The organism is Luteibacter mycovicinus (genome assembly GCF_000745235.1).
GTDB lineage: Bacteria > Pseudomonadota > Gammaproteobacteria > Xanthomonadales > Rhodanobacteraceae > Luteibacter > Luteibacter mycovicinus.
Genome location: NZ_JQNL01000001.1, coordinates 1817537 through 1835304, shown reverse-complemented (window position 1 = coordinate 1835304; position 17768 = coordinate 1817537). Strand labels below are relative to the sequence as shown.

At 64.9% G+C, this 17768-nt stretch carries 14 protein-coding genes; 7 read left to right on the top strand and 7 right to left on the bottom strand.

Translation table 11 applies throughout. From position 1 onward, the window contains the following. Nucleotides 1-14: 14 nt before the first annotated feature. On the bottom strand, nucleotides 15-2189 hold the full coding sequence (locus FA85_RS08270) for a primosomal protein N' (protein ID WP_036109802.1): 2175 nt from the start codon (nucleotides 2187-2189) through the stop codon (nucleotides 15-17). A 371-nt stretch (nucleotides 2190-2560) separates the two neighbouring features. After that, nucleotides 2561-3733 (bottom strand): DUF3667 domain-containing protein, encoded by a 1173-nt coding sequence (locus tag FA85_RS08265; protein ID WP_036109806.1) that lies wholly within the window; start codon nucleotides 3731-3733, stop codon nucleotides 2561-2563. An 87-nt stretch (nucleotides 3734-3820) separates the two neighbouring features. On the opposite strand from FA85_RS08265, the gene FA85_RS08260 reads away from it, so the two are divergent. Then, entirely contained in the window at nucleotides 3821-5209 is a 1389-nt protein-coding gene (locus tag FA85_RS08260; RefSeq protein WP_036109809.1) for an MATE family efflux transporter, read from the top strand. Nucleotides 5210-5262: 53 nt separating this feature from the next. After that, entirely contained in the window at nucleotides 5263-7182 is a 1920-nt protein-coding gene (sppA, locus tag FA85_RS08255) for a signal peptide peptidase SppA (protein ID WP_051943231.1), read from the top strand. Nucleotides 7183-7253: 71 nt separating this feature from the next. On the opposite strand, the gene FA85_RS08250 is transcribed toward sppA, so the two are convergent. Together FA85_RS08250 and FA85_RS08245 are read right to left on the bottom strand one after the other, a co-directional pair. Next, nucleotides 7254-7469, bottom strand: a complete 216-nt coding sequence (locus FA85_RS08250; RefSeq protein ID WP_036117012.1) for a hypothetical protein — start codon at nucleotides 7467-7469, stop codon at nucleotides 7254-7256. Nucleotides 7470-7516: 47 nt separating this feature from the next. Continuing rightward, entirely contained in the window at nucleotides 7517-8317 is an 801-nt protein-coding gene (locus FA85_RS08245) for an ABC transporter ATP-binding protein (protein WP_036109812.1), read from the bottom strand. A 46-nt stretch (nucleotides 8318-8363) separates the two neighbouring features. On the opposite strand from FA85_RS08245, the gene FA85_RS08240 reads away from it, so the two are divergent. Further along, nucleotides 8364-9146 carry an SDR family oxidoreductase gene (locus FA85_RS08240; RefSeq protein ID WP_036109816.1) on the top strand — a complete coding sequence of 261 codons (783 nt, stop codon included), beginning with the start codon at nucleotides 8364-8366 and terminating at the stop codon, nucleotides 9144-9146. Between the two features lie 12 nt (nucleotides 9147-9158). On the opposite strand, the gene FA85_RS08235 is transcribed toward FA85_RS08240, so the two are convergent. After that, complete coding sequence (locus FA85_RS08235; RefSeq protein ID WP_036109818.1) at nucleotides 9159-9803, bottom strand: DUF4124 domain-containing protein; 645 nt, start codon at nucleotides 9801-9803, stop codon at nucleotides 9159-9161. A 2-nt stretch (nucleotides 9804-9805) separates the two neighbouring features. Continuing rightward, a complete protein-coding gene (locus FA85_RS08230; RefSeq protein ID WP_036117014.1) occupies nucleotides 9806-10750 on the bottom strand; it encodes a DegV family protein in 945 nt (314 codons plus the stop codon). Between the two features lie 164 nt (nucleotides 10751-10914). Here FA85_RS08230 and FA85_RS08225 point away from each other — a divergent pair, with 164 nt between their 5' ends. The 4 genes from FA85_RS08225 (at nucleotide 10915) to FA85_RS08210 (ending at nucleotide 14340) form a co-directional block, all read left to right on the top strand. Then, nucleotides 10915-11700, top strand: a complete 786-nt coding sequence (locus FA85_RS08225) for an AMP nucleosidase (protein WP_036109821.1) — start codon at nucleotides 10915-10917, stop codon at nucleotides 11698-11700. 129 nt (nucleotides 11701-11829) lie between these two features. Continuing rightward, nucleotides 11830-12729, top strand: coding sequence for an EamA family transporter (locus FA85_RS08220; protein WP_036109824.1), 900 nt, complete (start codon nucleotides 11830-11832; stop codon nucleotides 12727-12729). Nucleotides 12730-13274: 545 nt separating this feature from the next. Continuing rightward, a complete protein-coding gene (locus FA85_RS08215; RefSeq protein WP_036109827.1) occupies nucleotides 13275-13559 on the top strand; it encodes a hypothetical protein in 285 nt (94 codons plus the stop codon). Between the two features lie 184 nt (nucleotides 13560-13743). After that, nucleotides 13744-14340 (top strand): hypothetical protein, encoded by a 597-nt coding sequence (locus FA85_RS08210; protein ID WP_156108673.1) that lies wholly within the window; start codon nucleotides 13744-13746, stop codon nucleotides 14338-14340. Nucleotides 14341-14476: 136 nt separating this feature from the next. On the opposite strand, the gene FA85_RS08205 is transcribed toward FA85_RS08210, so the two are convergent. Continuing rightward, nucleotides 14477-17590, bottom strand: a complete 3114-nt coding sequence (locus FA85_RS08205) for a TonB-dependent receptor (protein ID WP_036109835.1) — start codon at nucleotides 17588-17590, stop codon at nucleotides 14477-14479. Nucleotides 17591-17768: the final 178 nt, after the last annotated feature.

Below are 17768 nucleotides of genomic sequence, written 5' to 3'. Positions count from 1 at the left end.
TCGATTCAGTAATCTCAGTACAGATCGATCGGATCGACGTCCAGCGACCAGCGCACCTTGCGTGCCGCGGGCAGCGCGGTAAGCGCCTGCTGCCACGGCCGCAGAAACGCGTGAAGGCGCGCGCGCGTGCCTGCCTCGACCAGCAACTGGCCGCGATGACGACCGGCTCTGAGCGGCATGGGGGCCGGCATGGGCCCCGCCACACGCAGGTCGCCCGGATCGCCCAGCACGGCGTTGGCCTGGCCGAGGAAGTCGTCGACCTCCGCGCGGCCGTGCGCGTCGGCGCGCAGCAGCACCTGATGGGCGAACGGTGGCAGCTCGAGCAGCCGGCGCTCCTCCAGCAACTCCGTCGCCACCGCGCCGTAGCCGCCGCGAAGAAGCGCATGGAGCATCGGATGATCGGGATGGTGGGTCTGCAGCAGGACGCTGCCTGGCTTGCTTGCCCGGCCGGCCCGGCCGGCGACCTGGACCACCAGCTGTGCCAGCCGCTCGCTCGCACGGAAATCCACGCTGTGCAGGCCCTCATCCACACCGACGATGGCGACGAGCGTCAGGTTGGGCAGGTCGTGGCCCTTGGCCAGCATCTGCGTGCCGACGAGGATCGCGGGCTTGTCCTCGCGCAGGCCGTCGAGGATGTCGCCGAAGGCGTCCTTGCGCCGTGTGGTCTCGCGATCGATGCGAACCACGGGCACCTCGGGAAACCGTTCGGTGAGGGCTTCTTCCAGTCGCTCGGTGCCCTGGCCCTGCGGGCTGATGTTGGCCGATCCGCAGGACGGACACGCCGCCGGCACCGGCACGGTGTTGTCGCAGTGGTGGCAGATCAGGCGCCGACGGCCCGCGTGCAGCGTCATCGGCCGGTCGCAGCGCGGACAGTCCGCGTGCCAGCCACAGTCGTAGCAGAGCAGCACAGGCGCGTAGCCGCGGCGATTGCGGAACACGAGCGCCTGCTCGCCACGACCGACACAGGCGGCGACGGCGTTGATCAACGTGGGCGACATGCCGTGGTCGAGCCGCTGGGCGCGCATGTCGACGATCTGCACCCGGGTCGATTGCGTGGCGCCGGGGCGGCCGCGCAGCACCAGGCGCCTGTAGCGACCCGCGGCGACGTTGCCGAGCGTTTCCAGGGAGGGCGTCGCCGAGCCGAGCACCACTGGCACCCCGTGGGCACGGGCGCGCACCAGGGCCAGGTCGCGGGCGTGGTAACGGAAACCTTCCTGCTGCTTATAGGAGGCGTCGTGCTCTTCGTCGACGATGATCAGTCCGGCCGACGGCAACGGTGTGAACACCGCCGAGCGGGTGCCCAGCACCACACGTGCGCTGCCGTTGCGGGCGCGCAGCCAGGCGCGCGCGCGCTCGCCCTCGGCCAGGTTCGAATGCAGTACTTCGATAGCGACGCCGAGTCGCTCGCGCAGTCGGCGCACCGTCTGCGGCGCCAGGCCGATTTCGGGAACGAGCAGCAGGGTCTGCCTGCCCTCCGCCAGCGCGCGTTCGATCAGCGCGAGGTACACCTCGGTCTTGCCGCTGCCGGTCACGCCGTCGAGGAGGTAAGGCTGGAAGCCGCCAAAGCCCTCGCCAATGGCGGCGACGGCGGCGGTTTGTTCCTCGCTGAGGGCCGGGCCGGGGGCGGGGCTGTTCGGAGCGACGGCTTCCTCGATCTCCTGCCGTTCGACCAGATTGGCCTCGGCGAGCCGACGCGCGGCGGCCCGCCAGTCGGGCAGCGCCAGTCCCAGCTCGTCGGCGGCACGCGGGCCCCCGGCGAGGGCGTCCAGCAAAGCGGCGGAGCCACCCTTGCGCCGCTTCGCCTCGCGCGCCGCCTGCCCGTCCGGGGTCAGCGACCAGACTTCACGCCCGGTCGCGGGAAGGGCGCGCGGCTCGCGCAGGGCGAGGGGCAGGGCATTGGAAAAGGCCTCTCCCGGCGCGGCGGCCCAGTAATCCGCCGCCCAGGCCAGGGTGGCCATGAGCTCGGCATCGAGCAGAGGCGCATCGTCCAGTACCTCGCTCACCCGCTTGAGCCGTTTCACACCCACGGCGGCTTCGGCGGCCGGGTCCACCACGATGCCCACCATCTCGCCCTTACCGAAAGGCAGCCGCACGCGCGATCCCGCCCGCGCTTCGCCCACCGCCGGCGGCAGGTAGTCGAACAGGGTGAGCAAAGGGACGGGTAAGGCGACGCGGAGAACGAGTGTCATGCCGGCCCTAGTTTACCGGGGTATACCGATTTTGCTGGTCAATGATTGACCACCGCGCCATGGGTTTGGGACCTATTGAGACCTCCGGGAAGAGGAATCGCGAGTAAGTGCCCGCCGTCGGGAGGGTTTCGAGGTTATCCACAGGCTCTGTGGATAACTCTGTGGATGAGCTTCGGATGGAGGGGGTCCAAGGCGCATGGTTGGGCCCTCCGGGTTAGCTTGCGTACATTTTAACCAAGCTGAAATATACTTATGAATCAATTAGTTGCAAATTGCTTGTCACGATCGTTCAGCGGGCGTCCGCAAAACCTTGACAAATGCGAAGGCGCCACTCCGCCTGTGCACAACCCTTCTCTACTTAGGAAATAGTCCTAATGCGTCATGCCGATAACGAAGGCGACGGCGATGACGAAGAGCAGTAGCCAGAAATAGACGCTGCCTATCAGCCAGTACTTTATGATCGTCATGGGCCATCCCTGGCGGTAGACGCGCTTTTGCATGATCAGCAGGTACAGCGGCATCCACACCCAGATGGCGAACTGGACCAGCCCGATCGCGCTGCCGCCGATCGCCAGATGCGACCGGACCGGCTCCTTCGCGAGCCCCAGCAGCGTCAGCGCAATGAGGGAGAGGAACAGGAAAGCGTGGCTGTGCAGGGCCACGATCACGTGCTCCATGTATAGCCGGCGGCGAAACGCGTAGAACACCTTCAGAATCAGGGCGAACAGCGGGACCATGACGAACATGGCCTGAGGCAGGACCGAAAAGAATCCCTCGAGGATGCGATGCATGGCCTCCTGACGCTGCGCACCGCCGTTGAGAACAGGGATCAGGTTGGCTTTGAAGTGGCTGAAGGCGGCGTCGAGGCGCCGGTTGACGGCACCGGGCAGCCAGGCGACGTCGATCTTCGCGTGGTTGCCGAACCAGCTGTCGACCCGCTCCTCGCCACTCCGTCGCACATCGGACGCCGGCTCGTCGGCCTGCCGTTCGATCGGAGGTGCTTTCAGTTCGGTCAGGCGCGTGTTGGCGGCGTTGCGAACGACGCCATAAAGGGCGCTCATGCCCGCCCTGGCCGCGGCCGGGGTCTCCGGGTCATCCAGCGACTCATGGAGTTCGCGGACCTGATCCTTGTAGATCGCGTGCACCTCGTCCGGCGTTTTCGCCGCGGCGAAGGCGTCCATCGAATCCGCCGCGACGGGCTTGCCGTCGTTACTGCCGAACTTCGTGTCGCCGATGGCCAGGTGTAGCAGGAAAAAAGCCAGCAGGCAGAACACGAACATCAGCCGGAACGGCGCGATATAGCGCACCCGCCGCCCGGAGAAATACTCCAGGGTCAGGAAGCCGGGCTTCGTAAACAACGGCGGCAGCGTATGGACGATGCGCTCGTCGAGGTGGAAGAAGATGTCCCCGGCATCCTCCAGCATGTGCGAGACCGGCTGGAGCACGCTTTTTATGGACTGGCCACAGTCGTGACAGAACGCGCCCCGCAGCGGCGCGGAGCAGTTCGCGCACAGCAGCGCGGGCGACGGCTCGAGCTCTTTCATTCCGTGAGTTCCCCATTGTCCCCTGACGGGGTCGGATCATCGCACGCGGCCCGGTACAATGGGCGGCCCACACGCCATTGCCCTCCCATGTCCTTCGACCGCGCCCGCGCCCGCCGCGAGATCGGCGCCACCGTCCGGTTGGCGCTGCCGATGATCGCCGCGCAGCTTTCCGCCATCGGCACCAATGTGGTCGATGCCGTGCTTGCCGGGCACCAGGGCGCGCATACGCAGGCCTCGGTGGTCACGGGCGCCAACATCTGGGTCCTGGCCATCGTCACCGGCATCGGCACCATGATGGCCGTGCCGCCCACCGTGGCCCAGCTGGACGGCGCCGGCCGCCGGGGTGAGGTCGGCGCGGTGTTCCACCAGGCGTTGTATATCGCGTGGGGTCTTGGGTTGCTGCTGGGCATCGCGGTCTGGAACGCCTCGCCTTTGATGGACCTGTTCGGCGTGGTCGAATCCATGCGGGCCGACGTGCGGGCTTTCCTGCACGCCATCTGCTGGGCCGCCCCGGCCCTCACCACGTACTTCGCGTTGCGCGGACTCTCCGAGGGCCTGTCGATGGCCCGACCCTCGATGTACTTCAGCTTCGGCGGACTGCTCGTGCTGGCGCCGCTGGGCTACGTACTGATGTACGGCAAGCTGGGTTTTCCGCCGATGGGCGCGCGTGGCAGCGGTATCGCCACGGCGATCGTGCTCTGGCTGGAGATGCTCGGCTTCGGCATCTACGTCTGGCGTCACCGCAATTACCGCGACCTCAACCTGCGTCAGCGGATGGCGCCGCCCAGCGCGAAACAGATCGGCCAGCTGCTGCACATCGGCGTGCCCATGGCGGTGACCTTGCTGATGGAGGCGGGCCTGTTCGTCGCGGTGGCCCTGCTGATTGGACGGCTCGGCGAGACGGTTACCGCCGGCCACCATGTCGCGCTCAACGTGGCCTCGGTGGCCTTCATGATTCCGCTCGGCCTGTCCATGGCGATCACGGTGCGCGTCGGCAACGCGGCCGGCCGTCGTGACGCCGCGGGCGTGCGCTATGCCGGCATGTCCGGCATCACGCTGGTGCTCGTCACGCAGTTCATCTCCTCCGGCATCATGCTGTCGCTGCCCGGCCCGATCGCCCGCTTGTACACGAGCGACGCCGCGGTCATTGCCATGGCGTCCCAGCTGTTGATCCTCGCCGGGTTCTTCCAGTTCTCCGACGGTATCCAGGTGGCCTCCAACGGCGCCTTGCGTGGACTGAAGGACACCCGGGTGCCGATGGGCATCACGCTGTTCGCCTACTGGGGCGTCGGCATGCCGATCGGCTGGTGGCTCGCCTTTCCGCAGGGGCTGGGGGCGCGCGGCATGTGGATGGGGCTGATCGCGGGCCTGAGCATGGCCGCGATCCTGCTCTTCGCGCGGTTCTGGCGCAGCAGCGCGAGCGGCCGCTGGCGCGACGATCCCGACAACGCCGCGCCTGTGCCAATCCACACGTGATGCAGGCCCTGCGACGCGCTACGCTGCACTCAATCATCAAGGAAATCGCTTAGATGTCGGATCGCTACGACGCCGTGCCGCCGCCCCTGCCGGATCGCTCCCGCCCTGCGCCGTCGCCGCGTCGCGGTGGCGGCTTCGGTCGTTTCATGCGCGGCCTCGGTCGCGGCATCAACGTCACCCGCCTGATCATCATCAACGTGCTCTTTTTCGGTCTGCTGGCGGTATTCCTGCTGGCGCTCTTCCTCGGCGGCCGGAACGCCAGGGTGGACGACAAGACGGTGCTGGTGATCGCGCCCGAGGGCGCGCTGGTCGAGCAGTACAGCGCCGATCCGCTGTCACGCGCGCTCAGCCGCATGTCCGGCGACGGCGTGAAGCAGGTGCAGGTGCGCGACATGGTCCGCGCCATCGACGCGGCCGCCACGGACGATCACGTCAGCCGTATCGTCCTGCGTCCGGATCGCATCCAGGCCGGCGGTTTCGCCGCGCTGCGCGAAGTCGGCGCCGCGCTCGACCGTTTCCGTGCGTCGGGCAAGCCGGTGCTGGTCTGGGCCGCCAATCTCGATCAGGGCCAGTACTACCTGGCGTCGCACGCCGACAAGGTCTACATCGACCCGCAGGGCGGCGTGATGGCCACGGGCCTGGCGAACTACCGGTTGTTCTACAAGGACCTGCTCGACCGCCTCGGCGTGCAGGTGCACCTGTTCCGCGTCGGCCAGTTCAAGAGCGCGGCGGAGCCGTTCATCCTCGATCACGCGTCGCCCGAATCGAAAGAAGCGGATGCGTTCTGGCTGGGCGGCCTCTGGTCCACCTGGATCGACGAAGTCGCCGCGCGTCGCCACCTCGACCCCGCCACGCTGCGCGATGACGTGGACGGGCTGGCTGAGCGCGTCCGCGACGCCAGAGGCAGCCTTGCCGATCTCGCCGTCGAGGAAAAACTCGTCGACGGCATCGCTACGGAGCAGCAGTTCGTCGACATGCTGCGCAAGCAGGGCGTACCCGCCGGCAAGAAAGAGCAGGGCTTCCGTCAGGTCGACCTGGGCGGCTATCTCGCCGATCGCGGCCTGTCCAATATCGACGTGCTGCAGACCGGCGATGGCGTGACCGTGGTCGTCGCCGAGGGCGAGATCAGTGGCGGCAAGCAGGCGCAGGGCACCATTGGCGGCGATTCCACCGCGGCGCTCATTCGCAGCGTGCGCAACGACCGTCGCACCAAGGCGCTGGTCCTGCGCGTGAATTCGCCGGGCGGTGAGGTGTATGCGGCCGAGCAGATTCGCCGCGAAGTCGAACTCACGCGCGATGCCGGTATTCCGGTGGTCGTCTCGATGGGCGACGTCGCCGCGAGTGGCGGCTACTGGATCTCGATGAACGCGAACCGGATCTATGCCGAGCCCAACACCATTACCGGTTCGATCGGCATCTTCGGCATGTTCTTCACCGTGCCCGACACACTGGCGAAGATCGGCGTGAAGAGCGATGGCGTCGCCACGGGCCCGCTGGCGGGCGCGTTCGACGTGACGCGTCCGCTCGATCCCAAGGTCGGCGTGCTGATCCAGAGCATCATCGACAAGGGTTACCGCGACTTCGTCGGCAACGTGGCGAAGGCGCGCGGCAAGGATTTCGCCGCGATCGACGCGATTGCGCAGGGACGTGTCTGGACGGGCCAGCAGGCACTGGATCGCGGTCTCGTCGACAAGCTCGGCAGCCTGGAGGACGCCATCAACGATGCCGCGCAGGAAGCTCATCTGGGCAAGGACTTCAACGTGCGTTACGCCGAGAAGCCCATGGGCGCGGTCGAGCGTTTCCTCACCAATGTCGGCGACAGCGCCGAAACGCGTGTCGCCCTGTCGTGGGGCATGCGCCTGCCGTCCTGGGTGGCGATGCTGCCGAAGCTGGCGCCGGAGTTCGCGTTGTTCCGCACGGCGGAGGCGGGCAAGCCTAACGTTTACGCTTACTGCTTCTGTTCGCCACGGTGATGGCACGGCGATAAGGGCATCGCGCGCAAGGCGCGCTCCTACCCGTAGGAGCGCGCCTTGCGCGCGATGTTTTATTGTTCCTGCGCCTTCAGCGCCGCATCCTGCGCCTTGGCCTGATCGTCGACCGTCTTCTGCACGTCCTGCGCCTTCTTTTTCTGCGCCTCGAGCGAATCCCACGGGGTTTCGACGCGCGCCTGGGGTGCGGGCGGGGTCGGTGCCGGCTGCGGCGGTTTCGAGCAGGCCGCGCAGGCAAGAACGAGCAGAACGGGCAGGGCGCGATGTGTCATGACGGGCATGTCCTCAGGGTCGGGCCGAGTCTCGCGCTCCGTGCGCTTCAGCGCAATCGCGCGCCGTAGAAATCGTTCACCCGGTCGACGTCCATACGCCAGCCGAACAGCTCGGACAGCCGGTCGGCTGCCAGCAGCTCGTCCTTCGGGCCCTCCCCGAACAAGGTGCCGTCACGCAGCATGACGATATGGCCGATCTCAGGGACGATTTCCTCGACATGGTGGGTAACCAGCAGCAGCGTCGTTCCATCCTGAGCGAGTTCGCGCAGCAGGTCGAGGAAGCGCCGACGCGTACCCGGATCCAGTCCCGCACACGGTTCGTCGAGCAGGAGCGCGCGGGGCCGGTGCACGAGCGCGCGTGCGATCAGGACGCGCCGGGCTTCGCCCGTCGACAGCGTCGATACGTCGCGCGATGCCAGGTGCGCCGCGCCGACACGCTGCAACGCCTGTCCGGCGCGCGAACGCATGTCGTCGGTCACGTCATGGTCGAGACCGAGCGTCATCGACGCGAAGAAGCCGGAGAGCACCGCGTTCAGTGCGGTCTCGCCGGATGTCTCGAACTCGCGCCGAAGGTCCGCCGAGACCACGCCGAGCAGCGAGCGAAGTTCCGCGACGTTCCAGCGGTCGCGGCCGAAGACGCGGATCACGGGCGACGCGTCGTCATGCACGAGCGGGTACAGGCGCCGCTCGATCAGCTTGACCAGCGTGGACTTGCCCGAGCCGTTGGGCCCGAGAATGGCGGTGTGCTGGCCCGGCGCGATCGTCAGCGACACGGCGTCGAGCAGCGCACGACCTTCGCGGATCACGGTGGCCCGGTCGATGCCGAGCAGGGGAGTCTGGACGTCCATCGTCCGAGCATACCTTGTAGGATGCCGTCATCGAAGGAGACCACACATGCATCCACGACTTCCCAGCTGGCGCCTCGACGGCCGCACCGCACTCGTCACCGGCGCGAGTAAAGGCATCGGCTACGCCTGTGCGCGCGAACTCGCGGCCCTCGGTGCCGACGTGCTGCTCGTCGCGCGCGATGAACTGGTCTTGCAGGAAGTCCGCGACGAGCTGGCCGAGGAGTGTCCCGAGGTGGAAATCCTGGGCATGGCCGCCGATCTTTCCGACCAGGAAGACCGACTCGCCGTCTTCGACTGGGTAGTCGACCTCGACGTTGACCTGTCGATTCTCGTGAATAACGTCGGCGGCAACACGCCGCGTCCGACACTCGACTATTCGCCTGACGAATACCGTGCGCTCTTCGAGCTCAATGTGTTTTCGGCTTACGAGATGAGCCGCGCGGCGTACCCGCACCTGATCCAGCACGCGAATGCCGCGATCGTCAACGTCGGCTCGGTCTCGGGCATCACGCACGTGCGCACGGGCTCGCCGTATGGCATGACCAAGGCCGCGCTGCACCAGATGACGCGCAACCTTGCGGTGGAATGGGCTGAAGACGGCATTCGCGTCAACGCGGTGGCCCCGTGGTACATCCGGACACAGCGCAGCGAGCCCGCGCTGGCCGACCCGGAATACCTCGAGGAAGTGCTCGACCGCACGCCGATGGGACGTATCGGTGAGCCGGAAGAAGTAGCCGGCGCCGTCGCCTTTCTCTGCCTGCCCGCGTCCAGTTATGTCACGGGCGAGACCATCGCGGTGGACGGAGGATTTCTGCGCTACGGCTTCTGACGTTCGCCGGGCTCAGCCGCAGGCCTGAAGCTGCCGGCGAAGCGATGCGTCCTTCGCTTCGAGCGGCGGCTTGTCGCTCTTGAACGCGTTGCGGATCGCCTTCTGGTTGGCATCGGCATCGTCGCGCAACACGCGGCAGGTCTCGTCGGGGCTCAGTGCACGGCACTGGTCCTGCACCCAGATGTAGTTGTTGTTGACGAGCGCGCCGACGCTGCCCTTGCCGCGGTTGAGCTCCGGTGCGGACGCGACCGCCGCGCGGCTGTTTCCGTAGGTATCACTCAATGTCCCCCCGAAATCGCCCACCACACCCGACGGTGCCAGATAAGGCTCCGGGTGGCTGTTGTGGCTGGTATATGGCTTGCCATCCGTCGCGCGGATGCAGCCGTACATGCGCGGCGGCAACGCAGCCGGCGGCGCCGGCGGTTCCGGGCTGTCGACGTCGTCGCGGGGCGGCGGTGCGCCGGGCATGGGAGCGACCTTGCCGTCAGCGGGAGCCGAGTCCACCAGCTGGATCGTCTCCTGACGCTGCGCTTTGGCGCACGGCGTCTGTTGGTAGATCGTCTGCCCGGCGGCGACACACTTGTATACCGTCTCCGCATGAAGCGCGGGGCCGGTCACCAGGGCGAGCATGGCGAGTGCGACGCGGGCAGGGCGCATGGTCAGAACTCGGCGATGTGGTCTTCGCCAGCCAGACCGATCGTCATCGCCCCTTCGCCGACGTTGACCATGCCCGTGATGCTCATGGGGCTCTCGAGGATTTCGACGCCGGCGTCGCCGCAGATGCGCGTGAGTGGGTGATATCCCGGCAGGTTGCGCATGTCGTCCAGGTCACCGCCGTAGCTGAGTGACAGCGAGGGCACGAGCAGTCCGGCCTGGACCCGCTTGGCGGCGTATTCGAACAGCACCTGCGCTCCGTGCTCGAAACCACGGACCTTGCCGACCGGTCCGGTCTCGCCGCGATGCGCGCGGAGGATCGGTTTGATATCGAGCGCGGTGCCGAGCATCGAGCTGAGAAAGCTGACGCTGCGATCGCCCTTGCTCCGGGCGCGCGAGCGCAGGTAATTCAGATCGCGCGGGAGCATGTAGCCGTACGAGCAATCGGCGACATGAGCGGCGCGTTCACGTACTTCGGCGGGTGACTTGCCCGCCTGAATCATCCGCACGGTCTCCGCGACGGCCGGGCCGGAGCCCGCAAAGATATTGCGTGTATCGACCACCCGCATCAGGAAGGGCCCCGTGTGGCCCATGGCTTCACGGACCGGCCGGTAATTCTTCAGGATGGCGAAGCTGGCCTTGATCACGTTGTCGTGGATCGGGCTGCGCGTGGCCATGATCGTCAGGCAGACGACGCAGTCGAAGTCGCGGACCATGCGGTCGAGGAAAAGGTCCTGCACATCTTCAACCGAGCTTGCCTCGGTCTCCGCCGAATGACTGCGGCTACCCAGCTTCTGGTCGCGGAAGCGCTGGATCTCGGCAGGGTCGCGGTCGTCCTTGAACTTCTGGTCGTCGACCTTGACGGTGATCGGCATGACCGCGATGCCGTTGCGCTCCAGGAAGTCATGCGGCAGGTCACAGGCCGCGTCGATCGCCACTCCGATTCGCATCGGCACCACTCCCATTCACGGCTCGAGGCCTCGCGGCGCCCGAAACGCCCGCTGCGTTCCACTTCGCTCCGCTGGACCGGATGCTACACTTCGCCGAATGAATTTGGCATCTCCGCCGGCGTGGCGTCGCCGGTAACCGCGCCACCGGATTGTGAAGATCCCCCATGAAAACCAAGAACGAGATCGTCTCCAACTGGCTGCCCCGCTACACGGGCACCCCCCTGGAGGGCTTTGGCCGGCACATCCTGCTGACCAACTTCGGCCATTATGTCGAGCGCTTCGCCGCCGACCACGGCGTGGAAGTACGCGGCCGCGACCGTGCCATGCCCAACGCCACCGCCGACGGCATCACCCTGATCAACTTCGGCATGGGCAGCCCCAACGCCGCGACCATCATGGACCTGCTCAGCGTGATCGAGCCGGAAGCCGTGCTGTTTCTCGGCAAGTGCGGCGGCCTCAAGCGCAAAAACGCCATCGGTGACCTGATCCTGCCGATCGCCGCCATCCGCGGCGAGGGCACGTCCAACGATTACCTGCTGCCCGAGGTCCCGGCGCTGCCGGCCTTCCAGCTGCAGCGCGCCGTGTCCACCATGATCCGCGACCTCGGCCACGACTACTGGACCGGTACGGTCTACACGACCAACCGACGCGTCTGGGAGCATGACGAAGGCTTCAAGGACTACCTGCGTCGCACCCGCAGCATGGCCATCGACATGGAGACGGCCACGATCTTCGCCGCCGGCTTCGCCAATCACATCCCCTGCGGCGCATTGCTGCTGGTCTCTGATCAGCCGATGATTCCCGAGGGCGTCAAGACGGAGTTCAGCGACGCGGCGGTCACGGCCAACTTCGTCGAGCGGCACATCAAGGTCGGCATCGAGGCACTGAAGCTGGTGCGGCGGCACGGGCGCAGCGTGAAGCACCTGCGCTTCGAGGACGAGCAGGACTGACGTCGTCGGAAGAAAAGGACGAGGCGATCACGCTAGACGATCCCGGGGCGAAATTTCAGAATAATCGTATTCCGGTCATCGGTCGCCTCCTTTAGGGTCGGCTTCCCCACCTCAGAAGGAACGACGGCCATGCGAGTGCGCGATCTGATGCTCGGCGCGCTGGTGACGGTGATCTGGGGTAGTAATTTTTCGGTGATCGAAGCCGGCCTGCGTGACCTCGACCCGTTTCTCCTCACCGCGCTGCGATTTCTGATGACGGCGTTGCCGCTGGTTTTCTTCGTTCGTCGGCCGGTCGATGTTCCCTTGAGCGCCGTCGCCATCTACGGCGTTTTGTTCGGCGTGGGGCTATGGTTCGTGGTCAACCTCGCGATGTCGCAGGGCATGTCACCGGGGCTGTCGTCGCTGGTGCTTCAGTTCAGTGCGTTCTTTACGCTGTTGCTCAGCGCCGCAGTGCTTGGAGAACGCATTCGCGCACCGCAAGTTGCGGGCATGGTGCTGGCCGGCGGTGGTTTGCTGCTCGTAGTTAGCTATACGGAAGGAACGGTGACGACGCGTGGCGTGCTGCTGGTATTGCTCGCCGCGGTCAGCTGGAGCGTCTGCAATCTGATCGTGAAACGACACAAACCCGCCGATATGCTCGCCTTCATCGTCTGGTCGAGCGCGTTCTCCGCCCCGGCACTGCTCCTGCTGACATGGCTAGTGCGTGGCTCGGCTCCGTTCGTCGTGCTGAGTCACGGCATCGCCTTGCCCGCCGTAGGCTCCATTCTGTTTCAGGCATACGTCACGACGATCTTCGGCTACTTCATCTGGAACACGTTGATGAAGACCTATCCAGCAGCGACGGTGTCTCTGCTGTCGCTCCTGGTCCCGGTCTCCGGCATCGCCACGTCGTGGCTGGTCTTCGACGAGCACTTCGCATCCGGCGTATGGCTCGGCATCGCGGTGATGCTCGCGGGTGTCGTCGTCTTCGTCCTCAGTCCACGCTGGGCACGCGCCCCGGTGATAGCCAACCCCGTTGGCGAACGCTGACGATTGCGAAATCGGTCCAGATTCTCAAGACAACCGGCAATCGTTTTTGCTAGCTTGTATCCGTTGCCTGCGGAGTAGCGATCCACGCGTCGCAGGCAACCATCGCTCAAAGCGGTGAGAAGCGCGGACCAGGGGTGTTGACGCACCACAAGGTCCGCTGACCCTAATCAACGCAGAAGGTTGACCATGGCTATGCCAAATACTAAGGCATTCTCACGCGTGCCGCTTCCCGGCGGCACTCCCCTCAACGGTTACCGGGCCGTCTGCCGATCTCGCAGACACGGTTGAAGAACCGCGGCGCCTGCCGTTGTCAGTTGAGTTTTTTCTTGCCGTAGCTATCCGGCGCGTTGCCGTGTGGCCGCAAGACAGCGACTGGCGTTGCGAACCACTTCTTGAACACACCCCCCGGCGTCCGGTCACGGACAGGCCGATGAGGCTCATCGTGCGAGCGATGGTGGCACGCCTTTGCGTTTTGGCGTGCCACAACTCAGGGCGGAGTGAATCGCCAGCAGGGCTGGCTCCTACCAGAGCGATGTCACCGCAATATGCGGCAGATTAAGGAGGTATCGATAGAAAAGTACCGAGCGGTTGGTGAGGGGAGTTTTCGCGTTGACCCCGAGGCGAGTGTCAACGCGCTGTTGAACGATGCTACCGAGTTGTTGCAGTACGCGCGGGCCATTACCGATTTGCTTGTGGAGTCGTTACAGGAGGACGAGATTCCTGAGCGGCGGCGCACGTTGCTTGCGCTCGGTGGCGTCGGTACGTTGATTACGACGGGTGCGCAGTGCGCATCGCGGGCGCACGCGAAGATTGAGTGGGACAGAGTCTGAGCAGGAACACATGGAGGTTCGAGTTACGGAGCGTGCCTCGCGATCTTTAGAAGAGGAGAAATCAATGGCTTGGATGCGAACTGCCTAATACACGTATAAACAGATCAAATATTTCATTTGGCAGAGCAAGAGAATGGATTTGCTCAGACGATAATGCGGTCGCAGGGGATCAATGGAGATGATCATGAATGATTTAAGCAAACTCGCTGATTTCACGATTGCCAATAGGCTAATTGTTGGTCGTCCCCTATCGATGAGCAGTAAAGAGCTAACTGTCTATCTAGAGAGCGTTGCTCGAGAGTTGGTTGGGCAGCCCGTAGATGCGCGGATTGACAGCGTAAGTTTTGAGGAGGACGAATATGAGGATGTGATAAAAGAATGCCAGGAGACGCTTCCTTCGATGTACGCGAGCCTTCGAAGTGACGGATCAATCATGCCTCCATACTGGCCAGCGGTTGAGCTCGCCTGCGGAGGAGTCGAGCGGATTGGTGGTATGAAACCTGCTGAACGCTTGGAGGAAATTGCGCGGCTTGTTCTTTACTACGCAGTGAGTGCTCGCGTCTTTCTCACTGACGCGAATGCCGTGCTACTGGTCGCCGAAGCCTTGCCGAAAACCTACCAAGATGTCCCGGACTATGCGGGTGGCCGGTCTAAAATTGATGTTCCCACCGTTGCAGCCAAGAGTGCTTCAAAGTTGCGTGAACAGGTTGACCATGTGAATGAATTCATCGATAGCTATTTTTCTGGAACAACACTGATGGAACAGCGTTTGGAACACTGATCTAAGAGCATTCGCCAACAGGGTTGGCTCCCGCTAGAGAAAAAAAGCCGCCCGTGGGAGCAGGCGGCGATTCCGGGGAGATTTGCAAGGCGGCGCGTCCGGGAGGAACGCGCGCCCTGTCTTCTTGTGGTGGAGCTTAAAGCGAGAAGTCGTACTCGGCCGACAGCTGCACGTAACGCGGCTGCTGGAAGCTGGTCGGGATCTTGTACGTGGTGTCGGACAGCGAATTGCCGTTGTTGTCCTCACCCACTTCGTTGATCGAGGTGGTGTGCTGCTTGTTGAAGATGTTGAACACGTTGGCCGAGATCGTCACGCCCTTCGCCCATTCCGGCTTATAGGTCGCGTTGAGGTCGATGTTCCAGTACGTCGGCGTGCGACCCACCGAGCCACGCTTCACGACCATGCCGCTGCAGTAGAGATAAGCGCCGCCACCGTAGCCACCGATGGTGCCGTCGATCGGGTTCAGGCCGTAGCAGTTTTCCGGACGACCGGTCTGCAGGATGCCGTTCGCGCCGACGAGCCACTGGTTGTTGATCTGCCAGGCGCCATAGATCTTGAAGGTGTGCTTGCGATCGTTCGGGAGGTAACCGTTCGAGCCGGCCATGATCTCCGGATAGTCGAACAGCTCGGTCGTGCCGGTGTCGGCCTGGCCGTTGGACGAGTCGACGCCACCTTCCGAGTTGCCACGGGTGTGCGACCACACGTACGACGCCTTCATGTACCAGGTGTTGTCGAAGTTGCGCTCGGCGGTCAGCTGCATCGCCATGTAAGAGCGCTTGTAGCTCGGCTCGCCCACGGCCGAGCCCGGCAGGTGGATGTCGTACAGCGTACCGGTCGCATCGACCGGCGTGCGCAGGGTCACCGAGCTGCCCGGGTTGAAGATGTAGCAACCCGGTACGTTCGCCGCCGCCGGCGACAGGCTGGTGGTGTCGAGGTTCAGGCCGTACTGCGCATTGGCGGCCGCGGCGATCGGACGGAAGTCGCAGGAGTCGTCGATACCCGTGAGGATCTTCCGGTAGATCGCCTTGGCGCCGAACGTCCAGTCGGCCACCTGCTGTTCGGCACCGAGGATGAACTCGCGCTGCTTGAACGGCTTCAGGTCCTTGGTGGCGACGGCGCCCGGGTTCGGCACGACACCGGCTTCGCCGTTGGCGTACTGGGTCACGGCACGTGCCGGGTTGGCGGCCGCGTAGGCGTCGGAGACCGGACCCAGGCCCGTCGGCGCGCCGGTGACCGGATCGATACCCGTGTAGCTGAAGTAGCGGATCTGGTACAGCGAGGCGGCCGCGCCGCGCAGGGCCACGTTGCCGTCCAGCGGCAGCGAGTAGTCGCCGGCGCTGCCGTAGACCTTCAGCGTTGAGTCGCCGTGGACGTCCCACGAGAAACCGAGTCGCGGCTGCCAGCTGTGCACCTGGCTGACATAGGTCTGGCCGAGGCTGTTGGTGTTGTTGAAGCCGTCGTTACGCACACCGATACGTGCGACGAAGTTGTCCGTGATGTGCCAGTTGTCCTGCAGGTAGTAGGACTTCTGCGTGATGCCGACCTTCGCGCCCGTGGCGAACACCGCCTGCTTGACCACGTTGTCCGCCGGGTCGATGCCCGGGGTATGACCCAGGATGTCTTCGGGGATCGGCTGGTACGTGTAGATCGAGCCGCCCTCGTACGCCGTACCCGTGTCGGTTGTGAAATGGTCGCGTGCCCAGCCGGCCTTCAGCTCGTGATCGCCGATGTGATATTCGAAGTCGATGCGACCGGCATTGCGCTTGTCTTCGCCATTCGGCGTGGTGAGTTCGCCCGCAGAGGTGAACGAGCAATGCGGCGCGGCAGGCACCGAGCCGGCCACGACCGGCGAGCGCTGGTCGACGATCGTCGGGCAGCCCGGCGAGTTGACGGCGTTATAGATGTCGCCATCGTACTCTTCGACCGTGCCATCGGCGGTGGTGGCGCGCTCGACGCGCTTGTTGGTGCTCTTGCCATACTGCGCAGAGATCGTGAAGTCATCCGTGATGTAGCTGGTGTACTTCAGGATGTTGTTCATGCCGCCGGTCTTGTCGTACTGCTGACCGAGGTAGTCGCCACGATGCGGCTGGCCGTTTTCGTCGTAGTTGTAGCCGTAGATGCTCTGCTGCGTGGTGCTCGTGTCGCTGAAGCCGGTGTATTCGAGGATGTTGCTCTCGTTGATGTTCCAGTCGAGCTTGACCAGGTAGCGCGGGTCCTTGATCGTGGTCTTGTTGAAGCTGCCGCCACCGGTGGCGTCGCCATAATGCTCGTCCGCCGTGCGCGTACCGCCGACGAGGGCGAACATGAACAGCTTGTCCTTGATCAGCGGGCCGCCGAGCCAGGCGTTCCAGCGCTGGCCGAAGTCGGTCGCGTTGCCGCTGCCGTTGTTACCGATCACGTAGTTGCTGTTGTGGCGGTTGTTCTGGTTGAGCGCGCCGTTCTGCAGGTAGATATTCGGCTGGTTGGCCTGCAGCTGGTACGGGTTCCAGGTGAAGTCGATACCGCCCTTCCACTCGTTGGTACCGCGCTTGGTGTTGACCGAGATCACGCCGCCGGTGGAGTTGCCGTACTCGGCGCCGTAACCGCCGTCCTGGATCTCTTCCTGGTCGATGGCCTCGAACGGCACCTGCGCGTAGGTCAGGCTCTGGAAGAAGTTGGTGACGTTGAAACCGTTGACGTAATAGCTGTTCTCGGCAACCGAAGCGCCGCCGAACGAGGCCAGGTTGCCGAAGGCGCTGTCGCCCTTGGTCGCGCCCGGCGCGAGAAGCGCCACGGCCGTCTGGTTACGAGCCAGCGGCAGCTGCTTGATCTGTTCGGCCGTCATCACCGTGTTGGTCTGACTGGACGTGATGTCGATCGGCGGCAGCGCGTTGGCCGTCACCGAGACAGTGGTCAGGTCCTGTGCGCCAGCGGTGGCAGCGGGTGCGGCGAGGTTGAGGTTGAAGCCCTGGCCCGCGACGATGGTGATCGTGCGCGTCGTGCTCTGACCGCCGGTGGTCGAGGTGATCTTGTAATCGCCCGGCGGCAGCGACGAAATGTTGAAGCGGCCGTCGCTACCGACGGTGGCGCTGCGGCTGAGGCCGCTGCCGTTGTTGACGGCGGTGACCTGGGCACCGGCGTCCGCCGTGCCGTAGACACCGCCGACGGTGCTCTGTGCGAACGACGCGGCGCTGACGATGCCGAGCCCGACCGCGATGGCGAGCGAAAGCGAACGCCGCCGTGAGCGGTCCGATGAATGACGCAGCTGCATGTAGATCTCCCCGGCCACTGGCCAAATGCTTCAAGCCGCGCCGCCGTCGGCAGAGGGCGGTCGCGGAGTCGTGACTCAATCGAAATGGCCGTCCGGGCCCCTTGGTGGTGTCGACATCCTCCGCATCGAAACACCGCATGTGCGACTTAACGAAACCGCAACAAGCACGGCGAAGCTA